The organism is Psychrobacter sanguinis (assembly GCF_020736705.1).
Lineage (GTDB): Bacteria > Pseudomonadota > Gammaproteobacteria > Pseudomonadales > Moraxellaceae > Psychrobacter > Psychrobacter sanguinis.
Window position 1 is genome coordinate 1,881,245 of record NZ_CP085990.1, and the last position, 25,985, is coordinate 1,907,229.

The 25,985-nt window shown below is 41.8% G+C and carries 18 protein-coding genes; 10 read left to right on the forward strand and 8 right to left on the reverse strand.

Annotated elements, in window-relative coordinates; all coding sequences use genetic code 11:
• Positions 1-11 precede the first annotated feature (11 nt).
• The 5 genes from bamA to LK453_RS08040 all read left to right on the forward strand — a co-directional run bounded on the left by bamA (position 12) and on the right by LK453_RS08040 (position 6,916).
• Complete coding sequence (gene bamA, locus LK453_RS08020; RefSeq protein WP_201537663.1) at positions 12-2,519, forward strand: outer membrane protein assembly factor BamA; 2,508 nt, start codon at positions 12-14, stop codon at positions 2,517-2,519.
• A gap of 256 nt (positions 2,520-2,775) precedes the next feature.
• Positions 2,776-3,828 carry a UDP-3-O-(3-hydroxymyristoyl)glucosamine N-acyltransferase gene (gene lpxD, locus LK453_RS08025; RefSeq protein ID WP_201537665.1) on the forward strand — a complete coding sequence of 351 codons (1,053 nt, stop codon included), beginning with the start codon at positions 2,776-2,778 and terminating at the stop codon, positions 3,826-3,828.
• A gap of 149 nt (positions 3,829-3,977) precedes the next feature.
• Positions 3,978-4,475, forward strand: coding sequence for a 3-hydroxyacyl-ACP dehydratase FabZ (gene fabZ, locus LK453_RS08030; RefSeq protein WP_227674409.1), 498 nt, complete (start codon positions 3,978-3,980; stop codon positions 4,473-4,475).
• 58 nt (positions 4,476-4,533) lie between these two features.
• Positions 4,534-5,313 carry an acyl-ACP--UDP-N-acetylglucosamine O-acyltransferase gene (lpxA, locus tag LK453_RS08035; protein ID WP_201529837.1) on the forward strand — a complete coding sequence of 260 codons (780 nt, stop codon included), beginning with the start codon at positions 4,534-4,536 and terminating at the stop codon, positions 5,311-5,313.
• A gap of 241 nt (positions 5,314-5,554) precedes the next feature.
• Entirely contained in the window at positions 5,555-6,916 is a 1,362-nt protein-coding gene (locus tag LK453_RS08040; RefSeq protein WP_007395444.1) for a sodium-dependent transporter, read from the forward strand.
• A 196-nt stretch (positions 6,917-7,112) separates the two neighbouring features.
• On the opposite strand, the gene asd is transcribed toward LK453_RS08040, so the two are convergent.
• Positions 7,113-8,258, reverse strand: coding sequence for an aspartate-semialdehyde dehydrogenase (gene asd, locus LK453_RS08045; protein WP_201537670.1), 1,146 nt, complete (start codon positions 8,256-8,258; stop codon positions 7,113-7,115).
• 417 nt (positions 8,259-8,675) lie between these two features.
• Here asd and LK453_RS08050 point away from each other — a divergent pair, with 417 nt between their 5' ends.
• Complete coding sequence (locus LK453_RS08050; protein ID WP_201537671.1) at positions 8,676-9,824, forward strand: endonuclease/exonuclease/phosphatase family protein; 1,149 nt, start codon at positions 8,676-8,678, stop codon at positions 9,822-9,824.
• 406 nt (positions 9,825-10,230) lie between these two features.
• Here LK453_RS08050 and LK453_RS08055 read toward each other — a convergent pair whose 3' ends face one another.
• From LK453_RS08055 to rodA, 4 genes are all read right to left on the reverse strand, one after another.
• Positions 10,231-11,430, reverse strand: coding sequence for a glycosyltransferase family 4 protein (locus LK453_RS08055; protein WP_201537673.1), 1,200 nt, complete (start codon positions 11,428-11,430; stop codon positions 10,231-10,233).
• A gap of 108 nt (positions 11,431-11,538) precedes the next feature.
• Complete coding sequence (locus LK453_RS08060) at positions 11,539-12,396, reverse strand: TIGR03915 family putative DNA repair protein (RefSeq protein ID WP_201537675.1); 858 nt, start codon at positions 12,394-12,396, stop codon at positions 11,539-11,541.
• A gap of 86 nt (positions 12,397-12,482) precedes the next feature.
• A complete protein-coding gene (locus LK453_RS08065; RefSeq protein ID WP_201537677.1) occupies positions 12,483-13,751 on the reverse strand; it encodes a putative DNA modification/repair radical SAM protein in 1,269 nt (422 codons plus the stop codon).
• Positions 13,752-14,059: 308 nt separating this feature from the next.
• Positions 14,060-15,202 (reverse strand): rod shape-determining protein RodA, encoded by a 1,143-nt coding sequence (gene rodA, locus LK453_RS08070; protein ID WP_201537679.1) that lies wholly within the window; start codon positions 15,200-15,202, stop codon positions 14,060-14,062.
• A 536-nt stretch (positions 15,203-15,738) separates the two neighbouring features.
• On the opposite strand from rodA, the gene LK453_RS08075 reads away from it, so the two are divergent.
• Together LK453_RS08075 and LK453_RS08080 are read left to right on the forward strand one after the other, a co-directional pair.
• The gene (locus LK453_RS08075) at positions 15,739-16,605 is read left to right on the forward strand and encodes a D-Ala-D-Ala carboxypeptidase family metallohydrolase (protein ID WP_227674406.1); all 867 of its coding nucleotides are present in this window, start codon (positions 15,739-15,741) and stop codon (positions 16,603-16,605) included.
• A gap of 285 nt (positions 16,606-16,890) precedes the next feature.
• Complete coding sequence (locus LK453_RS08080; RefSeq protein WP_201537683.1) at positions 16,891-17,490, forward strand: hypothetical protein; 600 nt, start codon at positions 16,891-16,893, stop codon at positions 17,488-17,490.
• 169 nt (positions 17,491-17,659) lie between these two features.
• Here LK453_RS08080 and LK453_RS08085 read toward each other — a convergent pair whose 3' ends face one another.
• The 3 genes from LK453_RS08085 to LK453_RS08095 all read right to left on the reverse strand — a co-directional run bounded on the left by LK453_RS08085 (position 17,660) and on the right by LK453_RS08095 (position 22,384).
• Positions 17,660-18,961: an IS4 family transposase gene (locus tag LK453_RS08085; RefSeq protein WP_227945142.1), complete on the reverse strand. Its 1,302-nt coding sequence runs from the start codon at positions 18,959-18,961 to the stop codon at positions 17,660-17,662.
• 232 nt (positions 18,962-19,193) lie between these two features.
• Positions 19,194-20,708, reverse strand: coding sequence for a M16 family metallopeptidase (locus tag LK453_RS08090; protein ID WP_201537127.1), 1,515 nt, complete (start codon positions 20,706-20,708; stop codon positions 19,194-19,196).
• A 125-nt stretch (positions 20,709-20,833) separates the two neighbouring features.
• A complete protein-coding gene (locus LK453_RS08095) occupies positions 20,834-22,384 on the reverse strand; it encodes a M16 family metallopeptidase (protein WP_201537130.1) in 1,551 nt (516 codons plus the stop codon).
• Between the two features lie 504 nt (positions 22,385-22,888).
• Between LK453_RS08095 and mnmG the strand changes: the two genes are divergently transcribed.
• Positions 22,889-24,817, forward strand: a complete 1,929-nt coding sequence (gene mnmG, locus LK453_RS08100) for a tRNA uridine-5-carboxymethylaminomethyl(34) synthesis enzyme MnmG (protein ID WP_265335036.1) — start codon at positions 22,889-22,891, stop codon at positions 24,815-24,817.
• 104 nt (positions 24,818-24,921) lie between these two features.
• Positions 24,922-25,911, forward strand: a complete 990-nt coding sequence (locus LK453_RS08105; RefSeq protein WP_201537133.1) for an AEC family transporter — start codon at positions 24,922-24,924, stop codon at positions 25,909-25,911.
• Positions 25,912-25,985: the final 74 nt, after the last annotated feature.

Here is a 25,985-nt window from a genome sequence, read left to right on the forward strand (position 1 = left end):
GGATTGTATGTATGCAAACGTCTTTATTTAAAATGTCACAATTAATAGCAGTACCTGCCTTTGCAGCAATTATGGCCGTATCGGCACAAGCCGCTGATAATGTCCTAACCAATGTCGAGTTTGTGGGACTGCAACGTTTAACTCCTGAAAGCTTATATCCTCTACTGACAACCAATGTGGGTGAGGTGGTTACCGAACAAGATTTAGCCAATAGCATCGAAGCATTATATGCCACAGGCGACTTTGCAAACATTCAAGCTAAGAATGAAAATGGCCGTGTGACTTATTATGTGGCTGAACGTCCTATCGTGGCTGAAGTCAACTTTGAAGGCAACAAGCTTATCCCTAAAGAGGGGTTAGAGGAAGGTCTGAAATACGCTGGTATCTCAGTAGGTAGCGTATTAAAGCAAGCAACGGTTCAAAACGTAGCTAATGAGCTACAACAGCAATATATTGGTCAAGGCTATTACAACAGTGATATCGAAGTAGACCAAGAATTATTAGACGGTAACCGTGTCAAGCTAACTGTACGCTTTATCGAAGGTAAACCGGCGAAAGTGGTTGATATCAACGTTATTGGTAATAAACACTTTAGTGATGAAGATATTAAAGATGTGTTTGCGGTAAAAGAGTCGTCATGGACTCGATTGCTGTCTAAATCAGACCGTTACGCCAAAGAAAAACTGGCTGCCAGTTTAGAAAACCTGAAATCAATGTATATGAACGAAGGTTTTGTTAACTTCAGCGTTGACAATGCTATTTTAAATATCAATGATTCTAAAGATAAAGTATTCATCGAAGTCAGCGTGACAGAAGGCGAGCAGTATAAGTTTGGCCAAGCCAACTTCTTAGGCAATCCTACTTACGATAAAGAGAAACTGGCGCAAAGTATTGCTTTCAAACCAGGTGAGCAGTTCTCACAAGCTAAGTTAGAGGCGTCAACCACTGCGCTTAAAAATCAATATGGGGATGACGGCTATTACTTCGCTCAGGTTCGCCCCGTTCCTCGTATTAATGAAGAAACTAAAACTGTAGATATCGATTATTTCATTGATCCTGCACGTCCGGTCTATGTACGTCGTATTAACTTTAACGGCAACACCAAGACTGAAGATGAAGTGCTGCGTCGTGAAATGCGTCAGCTAGAGGGCGCATTGGCTTCAAACGACAAAATTCAAAACTCACGCGTACGTTTGATGCGCACAGGTTTCTTCAAAGGGGTTAACGTTGACGTTAAGCCGGTACCAAATACGCCAGACCAAGTGGATGTTAACTTTACCGTTGAAGAGCAGCCATCAGGTAGCTCAACCATCGCTGCAGGTTATTCACAAAGTGGCGGGGTAACGTTCCAATTAGATTTCAGTCAGAAAAACTTCCTAGGAACGGGTAACCGAGTTAATGCGGCTTTATCACGTTCAGAAACGCGAGATTCTTATAGTTTAGGTTTTACCGACCCTTACTTCACTGAAAATGGCGTTTCGCAGGGGATTAGTGGCTATTATAGAAAAACCAAATTCGATGACCGTAACGTAAGTAACTATGTGACGGATTCTTATGGAGCTTCTTTAAACTATAGCTATCCTATCGATGAGACCAAGCGTATTAGTGCCGGGTTTAACTACGACAATACAGAAGTTCGTGGTGGCCGTTATATGGGTATCTCCAACGCTTATGACCTGTTAAAAGAAGATGGTAAGGTAACAAGATATTCAGTTAATAAATTAGACGCAGACGGAAATGTTGAGCTTGATCCAAATGGCGATCCTGTTCAACAAGACTTAGTGGGTGGTTTCAAAAACGATTACAATACCTACAGTCTATTACTGGGCTGGGATTACAGTACTTTAGACCGTCCGGTGTTCCCGACCAAAGGTATGAACCATACGGTTAATGCTACTCTAGGTTTTGGCGATCAAACGTACCAAAAACTAATTTATAAAGGCAACGTTTATTACCCATTAGGCCGAGACTTCGTTGCTCGAGGCTATGCAAAGTTAGGTTATGGTAATGACCTACCTTTCTATGAAAACTTCTATGCAGGCGGCTATGGCTCAGTACGTGGTTATGAATCATCAAGTTTAGGTCCACGTTCACCTTATTATCTGCAGATGGATAGATATGACCAAAACCTTAAAGATTATGGTTATGCGGTGGGTGAAGAAGTGGGTGGTAATGCTCTGGCCACTATTGGTGCAGAATTAGTATTACCTATGCCGTTTAAAGGTGATTGGGCAGATCAAGTCCGTCCAGTATTGTTTGTTGAAGGTGGTCAAGTCTTTGATACCACAGACAAAGAAGACAAAAAAGTTAGATTTGACGAGACATCAAACTCATTTAAAGAAGATCCTAATGGTACGCCTTTGTTAATTCAAGACAATGAAATGAGATACAGTGCTGGTGCTGGTATTACATGGTTTACCCCAATTGGTCCTATCTCATTAAGTTATGCTAAGCCGTTTGGTGATAAGAAAGGGGATAAGACAGAAGAAGTACAATTCCAGATTGGTAGCACTTTCTAGTCTAAGTAAATCGTATCTTCTAGTTTGAATGGAAACTGCTCTATAGGGTTGATGATTCTGTAATCCAAATACCAATAGAGCAGACCGATAGAGCATAACGCCTCACAGTCATTTATTGTGATCCTTTTATATGAGCTCAAAGTTAGTAACTTTGGGCTTTCGTTTAAGGTTGATATTAACCCTATTTATTTTATAAGCCTAGTCAAAGGCAATGTTTTAAAGCCATACTTTAGGTTTAAGGACACTTACCCAACTTATGACGCTCTCTAACCCTACCGTAAGCCTAGCTGATGTGATTTCAGCGATAACGGTTCGACAACCTATCTTAAATCAGGAAGATTTAAGTCCTTCTCAATTGCAAACCTGCTTAACCGGTATTGGCAGCTTGGATCAGGCCACTGACACTCAGCTGAGTTTTTTATCAGACCAGGCCTATGTTTCAGTCTTATCAAATACCAAAGCGGCTGTGATATTAATCTCTGAAGAGAATGCGGATCAAGTACCTGCAAACAGTATAGCGCTTGTAGTGGCATCACCGTATGTTGCTTATGCCAGCGCCACTCATCTGTTCGACCCTGCTAGAAGTTTTAGTAATGAGCAAGATCAATCCTTTATTCATCCGACCGCTCAAGTTGCAGACTCTGCAGAGTTGGGTGACAATGTCTATATTGGTCCCTTTTGCGTGATTGCAGAACAGGCTAAAATAGGGAAAGGTAGCAAATTGCAGTCTCACGTACATATTGCTGAGCAGGTTTCTATTGGAGAGCATTGTACTTTGTATCCCCATACCTATATTGGTCATAGCTGCCAATTAGGCGACGCAGTACGGGTTCATGCTGGAGCAAGTATAGGCGCTGAAGGCTTTGGGTTTGCCCCTATGGCCAATACAGCGACAGAGGGCTGGGAGCGCATTGTACAGCTAGGACGGGTTATTATTGGCAATAATGTCCGTATTGGCAGTCAAACCTGTATCGATAGAGGCGCTATTGACGATACGGTGATTGAAGACAACGTCATCATTGATAATTTAGTACAGATAGGTCATAACGTAAAAGTTGGGGCAGGTACGGCCATCGCTGGGAAAGTAGGCATCGCTGGTAGTGCAATTATTGGCAAATACTGTATGATCGGCGGCGGTGTCGGTATTGCTGGTCATTTAGAGATTACCGATGGGGTGGTGCTAACTGGAATGACCCTAGTCAGTAAATCTATTAAAAAGCCTGGCGTTTACTCGTCAGGAGTAACCTCAATGCCTGCGATGGACTGGCGTCGAGCCATGGTTAAAATTCGAGCGTTAGGCAAAAAATAAGTAACAGATAATTTTAAATCATATATTCGTAAATAGTGTGCTTTATTTTATTTAGGTAAGGACAGCTCATGACTCAAAATAGTGATAGTTCAAACTCAGGACTTGCTACAAGCCTAGAGACGACTAGTACTGAACAAAAGCAATGGCAAATGACCACAGAAGATGAGCATTTTTTGTCGACTAATTCGGTCACTTTGCCAATGGGTTTTGAACAAATCAAGCGATATTTACCGCATCGTTATCCTTTTATGCTGGTCGATAGAGTGACAGGTTGTTCGCCAAATTCATGGATTACTGGCTACAAAAACGTGACCATTAATGAGCCTTTTTTCCAAGGCCATTTCCCTGAGCAGCCCATTATGCCTGGAGTATTAATTATTGAAGCCTTGGCTCAAGTATCGGGCATACTGGCTTTTATTACTCAAGGGGTTACTGCTGAAGATGGCTATCTATTTTTGTTTGCTGGGGTGGATAAAGTAAGATTTAGAAACCCGGTACTTCCCGGTGATCAATTGGTCTTAAAGTCTGAACTAATGTTACAAAAGCGTGATCTGTATAAATTTGATTGTAAGGCCTATGTCGATGATAAATTGGTGGCCAGTGCACAATTGATGATTATGCGCCAAGACACAACCTCTAAAACGTAATGTACCGCCGAACAAACTCTTGTAAAATTCACTTATAGTAAAAATAACAGGTTTTTTAATGACGCAAATACACCGCACTGCCATTGTCTCAAGTACAGCTGAAATTCATGACTCAGTTGTGATTGGACCTTATTGTATTGTCGGCGATAATGTCACTATTGATGCAGGAACTAAGCTACTTCGCCATGTGGTGATTACCAAGAATACCCGCATTGGTAAAAACAATGAAATTTTTCAGTTTGCCAGCATAGGTGAGGACTGTCAGGACTTAAAATATGCGGGTGAAGAAACATGGCTTGAAATTGGAGACAATAACTCAATTCGGGAAGCTTGTAGCTTTCATAGAGGCACTGTCCAAGATAATGGCATTACCAAAATAGGCAGTGATAACTTATTTATGGTGAATACCCACGTGGCGCATGACTGTGTCATTGGAGATGGTAATGTATTGGCCAATAATGTTGGGATAGCCGGACACGTCCATATTGGAAATAAAGTTATCGTCGGCGGTAATGCAGGTGTCCATCAGTTTTGTCAGATTGGTGACTACAGTCTTATTGGTGGAGGCAGCGTTATTCTAAAAGATGTGGCGGCAATGACGTTGGTTTCAGGTAATCCTGCCGCTGCCCATGGTCTAAATATTGAAGGCATGCGACGCAAGCAGTGGTCTAAAGAGACTATTAATACGCTTCGTGCCGCTTATAAACTAATTTTTAAATCGGGGAAAACAACCGAACAGGTCATAGAAGAATTGACCAAGGATTACCTTCCGCAAGAACCAAAAATTGAATTATTAATCCAATCCTTGGTAAACAGTAAGCGCGGCATTACTCGATAATTCGAAACACTAAAGACTGATTGTAAGAAAATTTAACGTTAAGCCATAACTTTTAGTTATGGCTTTTTTATTTTTAAGTCGCTTGACAATTTTTCTCTTATGAAACAGACTATCTTTGTTAAAGCATGTAAACATATCTTACTATGCGGCCAGTATTTTGGCTGTGTTGAACGATTTCAATTACTGTCTCATAAGGAAGTAAGACAGATTAAATATAGCCTTGGAGGGCTGGAGAGTTAAAATGTCAAATAAACAGCATCACGCACAGTGGGGATCACGAGTCGGCTTTATTATGGCCGCTGTAGGATCTGCCGTAGGATTAGGTAATATTTGGAAGTTTCCTTACATGGTCGGCGAAAGCGGAGGCTCTGCTTTCGTACTGGCTTATCTGGTATGTATCGCGTTGATTGGTTTTCCAATCTTAGTAGCAGAATGGATGATTGGTCGTCGTGGGCAACGTAACCCAATGGATTCATTTGCCAATGTGGCGGTTTCAGAAGGTCGAAGTCGTAATTGGGCGGTTGTGGGTGTTGTCGGTATTTTAGGTGCTTTCCTAATTCTGTCTTTCTATAGTGTTATTGGTGGCTGGGCCCTCAATTACATGACCAAGTTAGCTTCAGGCGACTTCACAGGTCTAGACGGTGCCGCAGTAGAAGGGGTATTCAACACTATGTTGGCCTCACCAGGTACTTTGACCATCTGGCATACTGTGTTTATGTTGATTACAGGTGGCATTGTGGCACTTGGGGTAACTGGTGGTATTGAAAAAGCCTCGAAGGTTATGATTCCGTTATTGGCTTTAATTCTATTTATCATTGTTGGTTATAACGTGGTAAATGGTGGCTTTGGTGAAGCCGTTAGTTACTTATTCACCCCAGATTTCTCAAAATTATTTGGTGAAGGCGCTTCAGATATTTTTCTTGCTGCTCTAGGTCATGCTTTCTTTACCTTATCATTGGGTATGGGCATCATGGTCACTTATGGCTCATACTTAGGTAAAGACATTAGTTTGTTAAGTATGGCGCGTACCGTAGTTATTATGGATACGGTAATTGCTTTAGCTGCAGGTTTGGCTATTTTCCCAATTATCTTTAGCCACGGTATGGATCCTGCATCAGGCCCTGGTTTGATCTTTGTGAGCTTACCTATTGCCTTCGGTAGTATGACGGCAGGCGCTATTTTAGGTACGTTATTCTTTTTATTAATTACCTTTGCTGCGTTAACGTCTTCTATTTCATTGATTGAACCTTCTATTGAGTTCTTAGAAGAGCGTACGTCTATGAATCGTACCACAGCAGTTATCTTAGCCAGTATCGCAATTTGGCTATTGGGTGTTGCTGCGTTACTATCATTTAATATGTGGTCAGATGTGATGATATTTGGTAATAATATCTTTGACTTCTTAGACAAGTTAACCAGTAAGTTCATGTTGCCTATCACTGGTCTGGCTGCCATTGTGTTTGCCGGTTGGTTCATGAATCAAGACAGCGTACGTCAAGAGCTTGGTTTGTCAGGGGGCAGTTGGTCACTATGGCAGGTTATTGCGAAGTTCGTGGCCCCTATCGGAGTGATCATTGTCTTTATTAGTGCCTTATTTAGCTAGTACAGGCACTGTCTTTACTATAAGATAAGTCAGTCATTACCGTAAAAGTGACGCTTAAAATAAAACCCCCAACTTAAAGTTGGGGGTTTTTTTGTACTGATTATCGGTACAACTGATTATCGGGATAATAGCTTATGGATGAATCATTGCCGTGTAGACAATAGGTTTACCCAAAATATAAGCCGCTTATAAACGATTAAGCCTTCGATTGTTGAATAATATTAAGCATACGGCGTAATGGCTCAGCAGCGCCCCATAATAGCTGGTCACCAACCGTAAAGGCACCCAAATACTCAGGACCCATTTTAAGCTTACGCAAGCGGCCAAGTGCCACTGTTAGCGTTCCTGTTACTGCTACAGGAGTTAAACGCTGCATAGTCGCTTCTTTGTCGTCTTCCACAAAGTCTAACCACTGATTACCACTGTTTTTTAGTGCGGCTTCAATTTCTTCTAGAGGAATGTCTTTTTTAAGTTTAATGGTTAAGCCTTGAGCATGACAGCGCATCGAGCCAACACGAACACACAGACCATCAATAGGAATGATATCGTCACCTTCATTGTTTAGAATCTTGTTGGTTTCAACACCACCTTTCCATTCTTCACGAGATTGTTTGTTTTCAAGCTGGCTGTCGATATAAGGGATCAAGCTGCCCGCTAAAGGCACGCCAAAGTACTGAGTAGGAAAGTCGCTACTGCGCTGAGTCTCAGCAATCTTTTTATCAATGGCTAAGATGGCACTGGCAGGATCAGCAAGCTCATCTGCTACTGCATCATGTAACATGCCCATGCCACTGATTAACTCACGCATGTTATTTGCGCCTGAACCACTGGCTGCTTGATAAGTCATCGCTGATACCCACTCGACCCAGCCACGATTAAATAGCTCACCAATGGCCATTAGCATTAATGACACGGTACAGTTACCACCGATAAAGTCTTTGGTACCGTTTTGTAGGGCGCTATCAATCACAGCACGGTTAACAGGGTCTAAAACGATAACACTGTTGTCTTCCATACGTAGGCTACTTGCTGCATCTACCCAATAGCCTGTCCAGCCAGAATCACGTAATGGGCCATGTACTGCAGTGGTATAATCACCCCCTTGGCAGGTAATAATCACGTCACAGCTGCTTAGTGCTTCAATATCATGAGCATCTTTTAATTTGGCACTGGCGTCAGTGTGTTTAATACCTTCAAAGGTAGGAGCATCACCACCAGCATTACTGGTTGAAAAGAAAATAGGAGTGATATTAGCGAAATCATTCTCTTCTACCATACGCTGCATTAGCACAGAACCGACCATGCCACGCCATCCAACAAGACCCACTTTTAATTGACTCATGAATATATCCCTTGTGTCTCTAGCTAAAATTATTTATTAGATTAATAACATTAGGCTCAAATAAGCCTAGTCAGTTATTAACAACCAAAGCTGTATCTGTTTTTGCAGTATCAGTTTTACTATTCAGTTTTGCAATACTGGGACAAATGACCAAATGCGTTTTGGCTAAATATCTGATATGCAACCGTTTACATTGCCTTGATATGTCGCAAATTGCAAGAGTTGACCTTTAATTTTTAACAATTTTTTTGTTATAAAATTTAAGCAATAGATATATTTACTATTTTAATTATATATTGGCTACAATCTCTGTATTATTGTGCTGCTTTATAAGGCCTATCTTACTAAAGAGAACCCTTTTAATAAGCTGAAATAAGCCCTATGTAATTTCATTTACTTCGCTAAAGTTGGTACGCTATGCTCGATACACTCTATCTTATGTTTCAAATATTGGCCGGCTTGGTTATTTTTGCCAGCGTATGGGGGTTGTTGCCTTTAGATCATTGGTGGATAAGAGGGGTTGATTTTCCAAGAATACAGATTTTATTTATTGGATTAGCCAGCTTGATTGGCTTGTTGATATTGACACCTCAGTGGCAGATGGCAGAGATAGCACTGATGCTAGCGTTGATAGGCGCTATAGGATTCCAGTTACGGATGATTTTGCCGTACACTAGGCTATGGAAACAAGAGGTACGTCAAGCGATGCCCATGGCCAATCCGGTTCAGGTTAAGCTGATGGTGTCTAACGTGTTGACGCCCAATAACAACACGCAAGCTCTTGTTAACTTGGTGCAGCAAAAGCAGCCTGATATTTTAATCACTTTGGAATCGGACCAAAAATGGGAAGATGTGCTAAGCGTAATAGAGCCAGACTATCCCTATAGTGTTAAGGTGCCATTGGACAATTTATATGGCATGCACCTGTATTCTAAGCTTGAGCTGATTGATCCTGAGATTAAATATCTGCTGATTGATGACATCCCTTCCATACATACCCAAGTGCGCTTGACCAATGGAGAGGTTATTTGGTTGTATTGTTTGCACCCAATGCCGCCGAGCCCAACAGAGGCTGATAAATCGACCACACGCGACGCAGAGTTACTCATGGTAGGGCGACATATCAATGAGAACAATCAAACGGCGATATTAGCGGGAGATTTAAATGACGTGGCATGGTCAAAAACAACGTTGATGTTCCAGCGTATATCTGGGTTACTAGATCCGCGTATTGGGCGTTTTTTTATCAATACTTTCCATGTCAAATATCCCATTTTACGTTGGGCACTCGACCATATTTTCCATAGCCCATGCTTTACCTTAGTAGATATTGAAAGGCTACCCTCTATAGGCTCAGACCATTTTCCAGTTATGACCACGTTGCAGTATGAGCAATGTGCTGAAGCTGAACAGGCAGAAAATGCCACTGAAGCTAGCGCCAAGGACAAGCAAGAAACTGCGGCTAAAATTGAGGAAGGCAAAGAGGAAGGGGAGCGTCTCTCAAAAGAACATGCTGAGGAAGAGCAGGCGGAGCAAAATCAGGCAGAACAGCAGCCACAAAGTTAGAGTGTCCAAGTCTGCTTATCACTTTAGTTTAACTAAGTATTTAGCATTAAACTAACAAAGCCCATTTTCATGTAAGCATATGCTTACGTGAAAATGGGCTTTTGCCTGCTAGGCACAGGGAGGTGATCAGCATACAATGGACTCATCAACACAAGGATAGCAAGGATAGCAGTGTTGGTTACTTTATGTAGATGAGCTGTTAGGATATTTCAGCAAATATAACGTAGTCTATTGCCCTGTAGATGAAATTATATAAAGTTTACGTAAAACTCTGGCTAAGGAATAGCCTGAAGGAAATAATAATAATAACAAGTAAAATCGCGCCCCAAGACCCAAGTCTCTGCCCTAGACTTGGGTTTTTTCTTTTTTATTTTTTGCTTACCTATTTTATTTTATCTTAGTCTATCTAAGATTGGTACACGTCAGAACTGTTACGCCTTCTCTTTTTTTGTCTTTTTTCGACCAACGCATCTTTTTGTTCTAATTGATTTAAGTCGTCTAACTTACGATAGACTGCTAGGGTCTCATCAATCATTTGCTGCATAGTGAATTTATCAGTAATGGGAGGACGCATGACGTTTTCTAACTGATTGCGAATGACCTTGCACAAGGCATAAGCAGTTTCTTCTTTGACCAAACCCTGAGGGTAAAGCGGTTTCAAAATTTCATGAAACGCAGCTTTGTTCCAGCCCACGACGGGTGTACCTAAGTGAATGGCTTGCAGCACATTAATACCAATGGATTCAGGTTGGTTGGCCAATCCCAATACAAGGTTGGCGGCTGCTAACCATTCTCTCATGTCGTTACGCTTGGTCCCAATAAAGGTAAACTTATCTCTTAGTTCAAGGGCATTGACGCGCTGCATAAACTCTTCATGTACCACATCGCGCCGAGAGTCCTCATCCATAATGATAATATGCAAATTGGGAAAGTCTTCACTGAGATTACCCAAGATATCAATGAGCCATTCTTGACCGTACTCTTGGCCAATAACAGTAGGGAATAGTAGCCATTTTTTGTGTTCAAGCTCAGGATATTCAGCAAAAGTGCGATGAATCCAATAAACCGAAGGGTTGTAGCGGTAGGGGAAGTTACGAGTATCGACGCCACGATAAATACGAATGATTGAGCGTGGCGGTTTTTTAACTTCTTTTATGCCCTGTAATAAATATTCGCTTACGCTATCAGAAACAGTGATGGTACAGTCTACATTGAGTAGGGCGCGAGAATAGTTATTGAGGGGGTAAAACCCATACATGGTGGAGACTAACTTGGGTTTGTGCTTTAATTTGGCCCCTTTAAGAGCCCAATGCAAAATCCAAGCTGGGGTGCGTGAGTGTAAATGAATAATGTCAGGTTGATATTTTTCAATGAGCTGCCGCAAAGGCCAAATTTGGCGAAGAGCCATCCAAGATTTTTTTTCAAGAGACAGTTGGTGGTAGATATTGCCATCACGCTCTAGTCGTTTGACTAATTCGTGTTCCTTATCAGCAGAGGATACAATAATTGAGGTATGACCTCTTTTTACCAATGCACGCCCAAGATGAAAAATTCCGCGCTCGGATTCGTCGTGCTTTAAAGAGGAGAGCAGGCGCATCACTTTCATAGTAGCATCTGGACAGGTTAAGGAGTAATAACAGAATAGGGTGTGCACATTGTCAGGTAAAATGCGCTAAAAAACAAGTTACCTGTTAAATTTGTCTAAACGTCGAGGTTAGCGAGATTTTCTAAGATGTTCTGCATTGGGCAGTACTTGCTTTTCGGTGAGGTACTTCCAGTAGCGTTGAGGTAGATATTGCTTGTGTAAGCGAGGGTTCTTGCGCTCACTGATATTAACATTGGCAAAATAGCCTTGCCAAAATCTTTGATATTGTTTTTCTTGCTCGCTATGAATACTACTGGGGTTAAAGAGTACCTCATCGGTGACATCCACAATCGTTTGTAGAGCAGCAGGTTCACCCTTCACACTTTTAGATTGGTCATAAAAAATACCATAACCCCGCTTTAGGTCATATATGGCCCATTGTTGGTCTTGATAACGTTGGCGGAAATGCTCACCAATCAAAGGCAATACATTAAAATCTGGCTCTACACGGGCAAAATAGATGTCTTCTGTGGTGTGCTCAAAGCGTACAAAAGCTTCCATACGGTGCTTCTCGCGTCCGACGGATTTGACAGTTTGTGCTAATTCGAGCACGGCTAGGTTACCTAGGTCCTCCAGTACCTGTCGATTGGGATAATCTAGAGCATACTTTACGACTAGAAATAACACACTCCCAATGCCCTGCTTTTCTGATAAAAAGCCCCAAAGCAATTGGCGCATACCTGAATGCCCCAGTACCTTATTTAGTTTAGTTAATACCCGCTGAGCCTTAGCATCATCGACTGCCACATAAGAGGCAGTATCAATCAAAGAAGGCTGATAATCATCGATATCGATTAACTGTAAATAGGGCTGATTTTGTAGCCTATTTTCATACACGTAAAATACAGCGCTTAACCAACCCTCAAAGCTAGACTCATAGACGATGAGGGTAGGCTGATTAACGGATAGCTGGCTTGATGGAGACATAGCTTAAGGCTCAATATTAAGTTTCAAATGTTAGGTGTTGAATGCTCAAAAGATGAGGGTAATAGAACGTCACAATCACAATAAGCTTAGAACAACGCCAACTGACCACTGCGTTGGTCTTTAAACTTAGTTTGGGTTTGTGCCAGTACATACTGACGGAAGTTATCCCGAGTTAAATGGGCCAAATGCTCATTTTTACCGGTGGTAGCAATAAAGTATTTGGCACGGTTGACCGCTGCACCCATTTTTTTGAGATGTTCCAAGGTGATTTGGTTGAAGCGTCGAGCTTTGACGATTTTTTTGGCGGTTTTAACCCCGATTCCTGGTACTCGGACGATGACCTCATAAGGGGCTGTCTGAATATTAACGGGGAAGTGCTCACGATGGCGGATGGCCCAAGCCAGCTTAGGGTCACATTCTAAATCTAAGAAAGGGTCTTCAGGCTCTAAGATTTCATGAGCCCCAAAGCCATAAAAGCGCATTAACCAGTCCGCTTGATAAAGACGATTTTCTCGAACCATAGGCACCGGTGTTCCAATAGCCGGTAGGCGGCTGTCAGATAACATAGGCACATAACCTGAGTAATACACCCTCTTTAGGTCATATTTCTGATAAAAATGGCTGGAGAGCTGAATGACCTGTAAATCGGTCTCATTACTGGCACCTACGATCATTTGGCTGGTTTGGCCGGCAGGCGTAAACTTAGGCGCCGATTTGTACTTTTTGCGGCTCTCTTTAATGGTGATAATTTCTTCTTTTACCGTTTGTAGCGGCGCTTGAAGCTGGGCATGATTCTTCTCTGGCGCTAGTAAAGCCAGCCCAGATTTAGTTGGGATTTCAATATTGGCGCTTAAGCGGTCTGCATACAAGCCTGCTTGATACAGGAGTTCCTTACTAGCACCAGGTATGGTCTTAAGATGAATATAGCCGTTAAAACCTTCTCGAGTGCGTAGCAGCTTAGCAACTTCTACTAAGCGCTCCATAGTGTAATCACCGTCCTTAAAAATACCTGAGCTTAGAAAAAGCCCTTCGATATAGTTACGGCGATAAAACTGCATGGTAAGCTCTACCACTTCCTCGACAGTAAAAGCAGCTCTTGGGGTGTCATTACTGCGTCTAGAAGTGCAGTAAGCACAGTCATAAATACAGTGATTAGTTAGTAATATTTTAAGTAGACTGACACAGCGACCATCTTCGGTATAGCTATGACAGATACCTGACTTAGATGCGTCACCTAGACTGCCACCCTTGTTTTTTCGATTACTACCAGAAGAGGAGCAGGAGACATCATATTTAGCAGCATCTGCTAAAATATTTAATTTACCTTGTAGCCTTTCGTAATTAATCGAACCCATATTTTTATCCTAATGATCATAGACAGTTATGATAACAAAAATGGGGCTTAAGTCATGTGGTTATAAGGTTTAACAGGATTCTATACGACAATCAGTGTCGCTTTTAACGTAGCTTTTTGTAATGAAAAATTCTGCCATTTAGTTGACGAAATAAAAAAATTTAATTGCTGAAATAAAAAGACGCCTTACTACAATTTACGGTAATAAGGCGTCGTTTAGAAGTCAGCTTAGCAGATAACACCCTTTATTCTCAGCGATATTATCCTGTTAATTAACTCCATGTTTGTATAGGAGTATCTCGTTACTTATTATTTGACATTGTGAGTATAAACCGACATCAGTAGTCCAAAGCCCGCCATTAACGTAATAATAGCCGTACCGCCGTAACTCACCAAAGGTAGAGGTACCCCAACCACAGGTAAAATACCGCCCACCATGCCAATATTAACAAACACGTAAACGAAAAAAGACATGGCAATGGCGCCGGCCAATAATCTACCATAGGTATCGACATGGACCGCAGCAATATAGAATGAGCGAACTAATATACAAGAATAAATAAAAATAAGAACGCTAACCCCAAGCAAACCAAACTCTTCAGAGAAAGCCGCAATGATAAAATCGGTATGGCCTTCAGGTAAAAAGTGTAGGTGCGATTGTGTTCCTTCCAAGTAACCCTTACCAGTAAGCCCACCGGCGCCAATGGCGGTTTTGGACTGGGTAATATTCCAACCGGCGCCCAATAAGTCAGCTTCAGGATTGAATAAGGTCAATACCCGCTGCTTCTGATAATCATGCATCAAAAAGGTCCAGCCCACCCAAACCGTCGGTATCATCATGCCTACTGCTGACCCAATCATCCACCACGGTAATCCGGCTAAAAACAGCACAAAGATACCACTGGCCGCAACCAAGATAGAAGTTCCTAAGTCGGGCTGTTTGGCAATCAGTAATACGGGCACGATAATGATGGCCAATGTGGCAAACACCGTAGGGATATTCGGCGGTAAATCTTTACGAGACAGATACCAAGCACACATCATTGGCAGCCCAAGCTTCAAAAACTCCGAGGGCTGTACGCTACCAAAACCTGGAATATCAATCCAGCGTTGAGCACCCATACGCACTTCGCCAATAATCTCTACCAAAACCAATGAAAATAAGCCGATGACATAAAAAATCGGCGTAAAGGTTTTATAAAGACCTGGTGGAATCTGCGCCATCGTAATCATCACTGTAAAACCGAGTAAATAACTTACGGCTTGACGGATAACCATATCGACGTCTTGGGTTGAAGCGCTATATAAAATAGCCAATCCAATAAAGCTAATGGTAAGTAGCAGTAGCATCAGCCACGGGTCAATATGAATGCGTTCCCAGATACTAATACTGTCGTCCCGGCCAAAATGATGAGTTTGCCGAGAAAATCGATACTGTTGTTGCTTTGACATAAGGCGGTTTTTATTGAGTTAGCAAAGGGGAATGGTGAGCTTAAAGTTAGGCCTAACCTAGGAGAAAAATTGAGATTAGGGGCGTTCTAACTTTAAGGATCGATGGCTCAAAATTACGTTCTATTACCATCATATTGGCTCAGTATTCTAAAGACAGTAGTATTGCAGAGATTTAAATAGCAATTTATCTAAACATGAGCAATAGTTTGGTAAGAAGTGAGACGCTATAGTTTAGCGTGACTGCGGCAAATTTGATAGTATCAATGTCCTATCTTTTTAATCCACTATTTGGTAAATGACTAATAAATTGTAAAAAAATACGTCATTGCTAAATGGTGATTAGAGACATTAACTTAGCAGAATACAAAATATTAAGTCCATTAGATTACTTTAAGTAGGTTACTTTAAGGCTTGTTGAGAGGTTTTTATCTTGTAAACTGGCGTTAATCCGTTTGGCTGTCTTATCTTCTTAATTTTGAGTGACATACTTTTACTATAATAATATTACTGGAAATCACAAAGCCATGAAAAGCACTATGAAACTCCCTTTAGGCCTCATTGCATCACTTGCTCTGTTAACCACCAGTTGTACCACAATGGCCGAAACTCCAGGCGCAAATATCAATGAACAAAGAAGCATAAAACCCGTTACCAATGCCAATAAACGTACTTATAAAGTGGTCACTAACCAAAATGGTCAAACAGACCGCTTGGGTAATCTAATCCGACAAAGTGAACAGGCTTATCAATCGCAGCGACTTACTATTGAGCAAAACACCAATATACGTCCTTTCGGTGGAACGTCTCAGCCTGGTTATTACGGACAATCTAATACGTTTGGTGAAACCAACTATAATTATGTGCAGTGGTTAAATTTATCGCCGTATCGTGCTAATGAAGTAGCTCAATATAAGCGCTATCTTGCTAACTATCTTGGTGAGCCTGCGATACCTCCTTTTGATCAACTATTGACCACAGCCCGTAGTTGGGATCGTTGTGGTTATGAGCAGTATCAATTACCGCCTTCTGAGCTTTGGTCGAATATGGTCTCTACACTGAGACTCTACGATGATCTTAAGAAACAGGGGGTTATCCCGCCCACAGCAGAAATTAGATCTACTTATCGTTCCCCTTCTTTAAATGCTTGTGCAGGGGGTGCAGGGGCCAGTAAACATATGACCAATGGCGCTATTGATATCTGGGTTCCTGAATACGAAGGGCAGCCTTGGTATAAAACCAGTATGCAAGATAGATTGTGTCAATTTTGGTCAAGCCAAGGCCAAAACTATAGTTTTGGCCTGGGTATATATTCCACGGGCGCTATTCATTTAGACACTCAAGGCTATCGCTATTGGGGGGCAGAATACTCAGCTCCAGGGTCTTATTGTAGGTACCTAAATTAAGTCAACCGATTTTTTGATAAAATTCTTAATACTTATGTATAATTAGTGTATAATATGTAGTGAGCCACTTATCAACCTATGCTTCATTAGTAGTAAGCGTTGTAAAACGTGGCTTAATACTCCTTTCCCTCATTTTTTCGAAAACCTTATCTTTGCATGCCCTCCTAATTAATGTCGTTATTTATAATGAATTTAATACTGAAAGTGTTGCTTGAGTTAACGTTAGTAGCCGTTTTTGAGTATTTGAAAGGCGCAAGAAGGTACATATCACTTGAGGCATAAGATTTGAATATAAGATCATCATCGTATCTGGCTATATTAAGCTGTTTTGTTGCAGCCACCACTATTATTGCATGTAAGCCAATCGATACTTTGTTTAATAAAAGTTCTACTACTGAAGAATGGCAAGACATATCAGACACAGGGTTACCTAGAATTGATGTGGCAAACCTCCCTTCATTAAATCAAAAAGATTCGATCGCACCTATTGAAGTCGGTGATACAGAGCCAAGTTTTAATTTTGAAGCTCAGGCAATCGGTGAGTCTGTCGCCAATGATAAAGCTAAGTTAGCGGCTACCCGTAAGGACAAATGTCCCAAACTGGTGAACTCACCGGTGGGGTCTACTAAGATAGTTCGTAAAAATGAAGTGATGAACGATTCACAATGTGATTATTATATTTATCCTGAAAAAGGACAAAAAATATCTGTAGACACGCACCCAAGTTATATTGCTGCTGATTTGGTCAGTCCTGTTTATTATGACTTTGCCAATGGCAGTTACTTGGTAGCGCAATCTGATAAATATGTGATTCGTTTAAGTTATAAAGGCATAGAATATCAAAATAGTCCTATTGATTATGACGTGACTATTAATGTTCAATAAAATCATGTTCAATACAATCATGTTCAATACAATCATGTTCAATACAATCATGTTCAATAAAAGACTTTTTGATAAATGATCCTCTACTAACTATAGGGTCGATAAAAATAATAGAGTCAATAAAAACAGCAATAAAAAAAAGACACCCATTATGGGTAATGCCAGTCAGTTAAGGCTGACTGGTATTTTTTTTGGGATATTTTTGTGGCTTACCCTTAACCACCCTCGGGCAAGATCGCTTTCTGCGTTCAGGAATAACAAACAATTTTCCTTCCTCTAAAAGTGCATCTAACAACTTAGGGAAGAGTCCTGCAGCCTGTAAAGGTGCAAACCGTAACAGATCAACAATCGTAATAGACGCCATATGAAAGCTAATTCGTAGAGGGCTAACCTTAGCTCTAAGAGCCATATATCGCATCAAACGTCTTATCAGATTATAAGCAATCATAAGCCCCCAGAATTCTTGTAATACAAGCTGTGGCAGCTTACTTCTTAACAACAGCCCCTGCTGTAAATCAGACTTAATTTCCCTAAAAGCCATCTCGATCTCCCAGCGCTGCAAGTAAAGCTGTGCCACTTTATCCTTAGTAAAGCGTTTATCATCTATTAAAGAGGTGATGTATCGTCTTGTCTTACCCTCATAACGACACTCAATTAATCGAGCTTGCCAAGTATCGGGTAGGTTTGGATTTTTCTTTTGTGCCTGAGGAGAGACGGGCATTTGTATTAAGTAGTCCCCTTCACTAAAGGTTTCAATCACAGTGTAACGCAGATTATCTTTAGCCCGCATGAGCCAGTGACTGTTTGGATGGGCTTGTTGCCAACTGATAAGTAGGTCTGCTGAGAAATAGGCTCTATCAAAGAGCGTAATGCTGTTGTCTTGAACATTTAGCTGACGGGCTAAGGTGATCTCTCCTTGACCCATATCTGCAAGGGTTGTGTCAATGATCTCATGCGTGTCAGTATTGATCAGACATACCGAACGCATTTGGGGATAGGGCGCCTCTTTAGTTCTGCCTTTGCTTGAGCTAAAGTGCTGAAGGTTCTCATCAGTGGATGGGAGTGAGTATACGACGCCATCTACAGCTTGGACGCTAAGTCCCATGAAGTCTTGCTGCTGGGCTCGTGATTCTGTTTGGTAGTGAGCACTTAGTTGATGAAATAGCTGCTTTAGAGGCTCATGCCCGAGGCGTTGTCTTGCTTGTACCACAGCGCTGGGTACGCAGGCCTGTGAGTCTATATTAAGCCGCATTTGCTCTGTGATATACCAAATTGAACGGTTACGATATAAAGCTGTGCCGATGACTATCCAAACAACGTGTTCGGCAGGTAGCTTACGTCTTCTAATGCTCGCTTTGCCCGTATATTCTAAAGCCTGCTGTATCCACTCAGGGTCTATTAATTCACTAAATTGTTCTAGGGTGTCTGGAATCCTTTTATGCGTCTCATTAATAGCGTCTTGTAGTCTCATAGTAAAATAGCCCATCTACTTATTAGATAGGCTATTTTATTACTTTTATTGAGTTTTTGCCTTAACTGACTGGCATTACCCATTATGGGTGTCTTTTTTCGTTTATAGCAGCTGTTTTATAAAAGGTTTTTAAAAAAGCTGTATCTTATCACCTAAAGCTCATCCATGAAGTTCAGTTATAGAGGTATTCAAAACCCTTAAAGATTGGCGTAAATTAAGCACCAGCTACTTGCTACTTTAACTTTTTAAGGTCAGAGTTTTCAGCGATATTTGGCTTACCTACCGTAACGATAATGAATTTATCGGGCGTTAATGTTTCTTTGAGTGTTTTGTTTACGTTTTTGACATCCGTATTTTCAATGCGGTTAATATAATCGGTAATATAAGAATCCGGAAGCTTATTAAAGTTGATACCACCAAGCAGGCCGTTGATGCTGGCATTGCTTGAGAAACCCATGGGGTAGCTGTTGATTAAGCTTTCTTGAGTAAGCTTGAATTCTTCGCTAGTCACGCCTTGCTTCAATGTGTCTCGAACCGTTTGTAGGGTGGCTTTAATAGCCTCGTCAGCTTTTTCATTACGTGTAGAGAATCTAATGCTATAAGGACCAGGAGCTTGCATCGCCGCCATGCTGCCATAGATTCCATAGGTGTAGCCCATCTCTTTGCGTATTTTACCCATTAAGCGAGAATTAAAGCCGCTTCCTGCCAGTATTTCATTACCAATAGCAAAGTCAGTACTGCGTTGAAGCTCGGCAGGATCTGCGCTGATGCTATAGCCTTGTTGACCAATAATGACCGAGGTTTGGTCGCTGTCATAATCAACATGGACCCATTTACTTTTGTTAATGGGGGTAGGTTTAGGTAGAGTTGGCGCCGGCTTGCCTTGCGCTAGGTTTTTGGTGACTGCTTCAGCTGCTTGTTTTGCTTGCTGCAAATTTAAATCACCTGTGATACTCAAGCTGGCGTTTTGGGCGACTAGGTAAGTATCATGGAAGCGCTGCAAGTCATTGGTGGTAATAGTAGGAACAGTCTTTACTGTCCCATAAGAAGAATGAGCATAGGGATGAGTGCCATAAAGTGCCTCATTGAAGGTAGTACTGGCAAGATAGGACGGGTTTTGCATCATTTGTCTTAAACCTAAAACTTGCTGTGCTTTACTGCGCTCTAAGACTTTAGCGTCAAATCTTGGCTGGTTAACCACATCATTAAGCAGCTTTAAAGCAGGGGTTAGTTTGTCGCTGTCAGACAGACTGCGCAAATTAACCACAAATTGATCTTTATAAGCGGCACTACCTAGCTCAATGCCTAACTGCTCTGTGGCTTCCGCAAAGGCAGTTTCATCAAGCTCTTTTGTGCCTTTGGTAAGTAAGTCAGCTACCATGCTGGCGAGACCAAAGCTATTTTTGCGGATACTTTCATCGCGGGCACTACCGGCATTAAAGCGCAAGTCAACATCCACGATAGGCAGCTGATTGGTCTGAAAGAAAATGACAGGCACCCCATTACTGGTGGTAAAGTGCTGGAATTTAGGAATAGAAAAGTCCAGTTTGTCATTGTTTTTTAAACTAGATAAGGTGTCTAGCGCTTTAATAGGTTGGGTGATGTCCACATCAGCTTTTGCACGCTCGCCACTGGGCATTTCGGGTGCGGCACTAGCGCTGATTGAGGTTAGCCCTAAAGACGCTAATAATGAGCTGGCCACAATGACCGGCTTAAGATAACAATAAGGTTGTAAATATGATTTCATATCAAATCCGTATTAGGTTTTTATAGTTTTAAAAATCTTTTTTAATTGGTTTTTATCTCTTAGGCTTCTATCTATTAACTGTTGGTTTCTACCTGTCAGATAAATAAGCATTTATACCATATCGTTTATTTGCTAGGAGCCTTAGTATTTGTCGCTTCGATAGGTTCAACGTACATAACCGTTAGATTGTCTTTAGCAAAATATTTTTTAGCGGCAGCATTAATATCTGCGCTACTAATTTTGGCCAATTCGTCAGGTAACGTTGTAATAAGACGGTCGTCTAAACCACGTGACTGTAAATTACCGATCATATAGGCTTGGCCTTGCATACTGTCTTGTGAAAACACAAAGCCATTTACCGCATTATTTCGAGCACGTTCAAGCTCTTTATCGCTGATAGTTTCAGTCTTGAACTTATCGATTTGATCCATAATTGCTTGTTGCACTTGCGCCAATGTGACTCCCTCACGCGGCGTGGCTTGAATCATAAACAAACCATCGCCACGCTCATAGAGGTCATAGCTAGATACTATTGAAGACAACAACCCTTGTTCACGCACTAGGTTCTTCTCAAAACGAGCAGCATAGCCGCCGTCCATAATGAATTGCATCATTAGTAGATCATAGATTTCCTTTTTAGGAACATCGGTTGCCATAGCACTGTGCAGAGTAGGAACGTTGAAGCCCATCAGTAAGGTAGGCACATTGACCGTTTCTTTTACGGTTTGTTGTTGATAACCGCGCCAGCCTTTTTGCAATACTGACGGACGTTCAGGAATCTGCTTACTTGGAATAGCGCCAAAATATTGTTCAACTTTTTTGATCGTTTGTTGTGGATCAACATCGCCCACGATGACCAAAGTCGCATTGTTTGGGGCATACCAAGTTTTGTACCACTGTTCTAAGTCTTTAATATCGGTATTACCAATTTCTTGCATAGGACCAATCACAGACTCGCCTTTTGGACTATTAGGTAGTGCCAATTTACGGAATTTCTCAAAAGCTCTGGCTAGAGGATTGTCGTCCGTACGTTGGCGACGCTCTTCCATTACCACGTTACGTTCTTGCTCAAATTCTTCTACAAACTCTTTGCTATCAAAACGTAAGTTGGTCATGCGGTCCGCTTCTAGCTCTAAAGAAAGCTCAAGACGGTTAACGGGGAACATTTCGTAGTACCCCGTATAGTCATAGCTGGTAAAGGCATTATGATCACCACCAAATTTGGCGATTAGTCTGTCGAAATCTGCCCCTGAAACCTTTTCAGTTCCTTTGAACATCATGTGTTCTAATAAGTGAGAGATACCGCCTTTATCTTCAGGCTCATCTGTGGCGCCAACACTGTACCAAATTTGGCTCATGGCCACCGGTGCTCTATGATCTTCTTTAATAATCACTTTCAAACCATTTTTCAACTGGTACTCATGACGGCTGGCATCCGCTGGATATTTAGTGTTATCAGCCTTGGAGTTGTTTTTTGAGCCAGTAGGATTAACGGTACTGTGGGTAGAAGAACCTTCAGATGAGGGGGTAGGTACACTGTTACAGGCGGTCAATGCAGTGCTAGCTAGTCCAGCAAAAAGTAGGTTTCTCAATAGATTGTTTTTAGTGAATATTCTCGAACTGTTCGTTGGCAGTTTTTCATTAGAATCGAGTTTTGTTTTTATAGGGGTTTTCATGCAGTCCTCAAAATATAAATAATATTTATTTCACAACTAAAATTGATTTCACGACTAGAATATTTGGTAACTATTAATAATTAGCAGTAATTCGCAGATGTTACTACTAGGTGCGGTACGGTAAAGAGGCATAAGCGTAACCCTATTAATGGTCAGGTTACAGAGGTAGAGTGTGAAAATTTATTGCTCATTATTTCAAGTCATGCCTAGCAAAGGCAATGAAAGCTACAAATAGATAACCATTTGATAGCTTTGGAAAGCTATTGGACGCTAGAGCTAGAGCCACTACAGCTATTAGTCAGTAGGGCAATCTATCACACTGCAGCCCATAACCCTATTAAATTTGAGGCTTTAATGGACTACAGATGAGCTGCTAATTTTGTTATAATTATCTGTTACTCTATTTTTAGAGTAGCGGCTTAACAAGATGGGGTCTTAATTGAGTCATCTTTTGAGTGATTTCCCTATTCAGTAATTGCTGAGAACAGCAGGCGAGGCGTCTTTATGTCATCAACTTCCACATCGAATACCGCTGGTATTACTTATCCTAAATCTTACGATGTTGTCGTCATCGGTGGCGGGCATGCCGGTACCGAAGCAGCATTGGCGGCTGCGCGTATGGGCGCACAGACTTTATTGCTGACACACAATATTGAAACCTTAGGCCAGATGAGCTGTAACCCTGCCATTGGGGGTATTGGTAAGTCACACTTGGTGCGTGAAATTGACGCGCTAGGGGGTGCTATGGCACTGGCGACTGACAAAGCAGGCATTCAGTTTCGAGTATTAAACAGCCGTAAAGGTGCTGCAGTACGTGCTACTCGTGCGCAAGCAGACCGTATTTTATATAAAGCGGCCATTCGCCATACTTTAGAGAACCAGCCTAATCTAGACTTATTCCAACAAGGTGCGGATGACATCTTGGTAGAGAACGGCAAAGCTTGTGCGGTTGTAACCTCAACCGGTATTATTTTCCGCACCAAAACCGTGGTCCTAACGTCAGGCACCTTCTTAGGCGGTGTTATTCATATTGGTTTGGACAACTCAAAAGGGGGCCGCGCTGGTGACCAACCTTCTATTAAGTTGGCTGAGCGTTTACGTGAATTAAAGCTGCCTGTGGGCCGTTTAAAAACAGGAACGCCGGCTCGTATTGATGCGCGAACCGTTGATTTTAGTGTGATGAAAGTTCAGCCAGGTGATACACCATTGCCAGTCATGAGCTTTATGGGCAATGTCGATATGCATCCTGAGCAGGTGAACTGCTTTATTACCCATACTAATGAAAAAACACACGATATCATTCGCCAGCACCTAGACCGCTCACCTCTATTCTCAGGTAATATTGAAGGGGTAGGGCCACGTTATTGTCCTTCGATTGAAGACAAAATCCATCGCTTTGCTGATAAAGACAGCCATCAGATCTTCATTGAGCCTGAAGGATTGACCACACATGAACTGTATCCTAATGGTATTTCTACCAGTTTGCCATTTGATGTGCAGTTAGAGTTTATTCGTACCATGGCGGGTTTAGAGAACGCTCATATTACCCGTCCAGGTTATGCCATTGAGTATGATTATTTTAACCCTCAAAGCCTCAAACCGACGTTAGAAACCAAATCTATTGATAGCCTGTATTTTGCGGGTCAGATTAATGGTACTACCGGTTATGAAGAAGCTGGGGTGCAAGGTCTGTTAGCCGGTATTAACGCTGCTTTATCGACCCAGGATAATCCAGTCATGGACAGCTGGACGCCACGTCGCGACCAAGCTTACTTAGGCGTATTAGTAGATGATTTAATTACTCACGGTACCAAAGAGCCTTACCGTATGTTTACCAGTCGTGCCGAATATAGATTGCTGCTGCGTGAAGATAATGCGGATCAGCGTCTTACTGAAATTGGTCGTAAATTAGGCTTGGTAGATGATACGCGCTGGGAGGCTTATCAGAATAAGATGGAGTCGATTGGTGCTGAGTCAGGCCGTCTTAAAGAGCTTTGGGCGACCCCAAATAATGAGCTTGGTAAAAAGTTCGCTGAGCGTACCGGTGAAAGCCTGTCAAAAGAGTCAACCGCTTATGATTTATTAAAACGTCCTAATGTTGGGTTTGATGATATTGCGGCGATAACAGGGGCGGATGTGGCAGCAGATGTCGGTGAGCAAATCGAAATCTCAGTCAAATACGCTGGTTATATTGACCGTCAGCAGGAAGATATTGATCAAATGAAGCGCTTAGAAAACACTGAGCTTCCGGTTGATTTTGATTACACTGCGGTCTCTGGTTTATCGAATGAAATTGTTCAAAAACTACAAGACATTCGTCCGGCTACTTTGGCCCAAGCCAGTCGTATTAGTGGTGTAACACCTGCAGCGATACAACTGCTTGGTATGACTTTGAAAAAACAGAAAAAAGCAAAAGTAGCTTTAAAAGCTTAATCAAGTCGCATGGCTTACTGTCAATTGCTTTGGCTTTCAATTAAGCAATAATAATTGCTAAACTGGACGATATAACATATTCCTAAATTCCAGATGAGATAGCAATGATTGACGCCATCCTTTTTGCCTTAAATATTGTATTACCCAACCTCATGCTTATGGGGTTGGGTTTTTTTATGCGCAAGAAGGGACAGGTAAGTAAAGACTTTATAGATCAAGCCTCGAAGCTGGTATTCAATTATGCCTTGCCATGTTTGCTTTTTTTTAGTGTGATTCAAAGTACAGTGAACTTTAGTGAGCAGTTTTACTTGATTGCTGCTGGACTGGCGGTTACTCTGTTGTTGTACTTTGGTGCTGAGCTTTATGCCAGATACTTTATAGAACGGCCAGAGGATAAAGGCGTCTTTGTCCAAGGAGTCTTTCGCAGCAACATGGCCATCATTGGTCTGGCCACAGTAGCTAATGCCTATGGCACAGAAGGTCTTAGTATTGGTGCGGTATATATGGGCGTTATTACTTTGGTATTTAATATCTTGGCAGTGATTACCCTAAGTCGCACTACCGTAGATCCAGAGGCTGATCCGAAGCAAGTGGCAAAGCATGAAAACTACGCAGTGATGATCAGTAAGAAGTTGTTTACCAATCCGCTGATTCTAGCCTTAATTGCCGCCTTTGGTTATAAAATATTGGCTTCTACCTTAGAGTTACCTGAATTACCGAGTGTTATTACTCAAACAGGGGCGCTATTAGCAGCAGTGTCTTTACCACTGGCCTTAATATGCGCTGGTGCAACCATTGATATGCGCTCCATGCTTAATTTATCAGGGTTATCGATGCAGGCCAGTATTGGCCGTATTGTCATTGCGCCCATAGTTGCGATACTTGTTGGCTTAAGTTTTGGTCTAACTGGGGTACATATGGGGGTGTTGTTTTTAATGGTTGCTTCACCAACCGCCGCGGCCAGTTACGTGATGGCAAAAGCCATGGGCGGTAACGAAATTCTAGCGGCCAATATTTTAGCGTTTACCACCGTCGTATCTTTGTTCGGAATGGCCATAGGGGCAGCGGCTTTAAGAGCACTGGGCTGGATGTAAACTAATTAATTCTTAACGTCGATACCATTCTCAAAATTCGTATTCAGGGCAAAATAATACGGGTTTAAAACCAC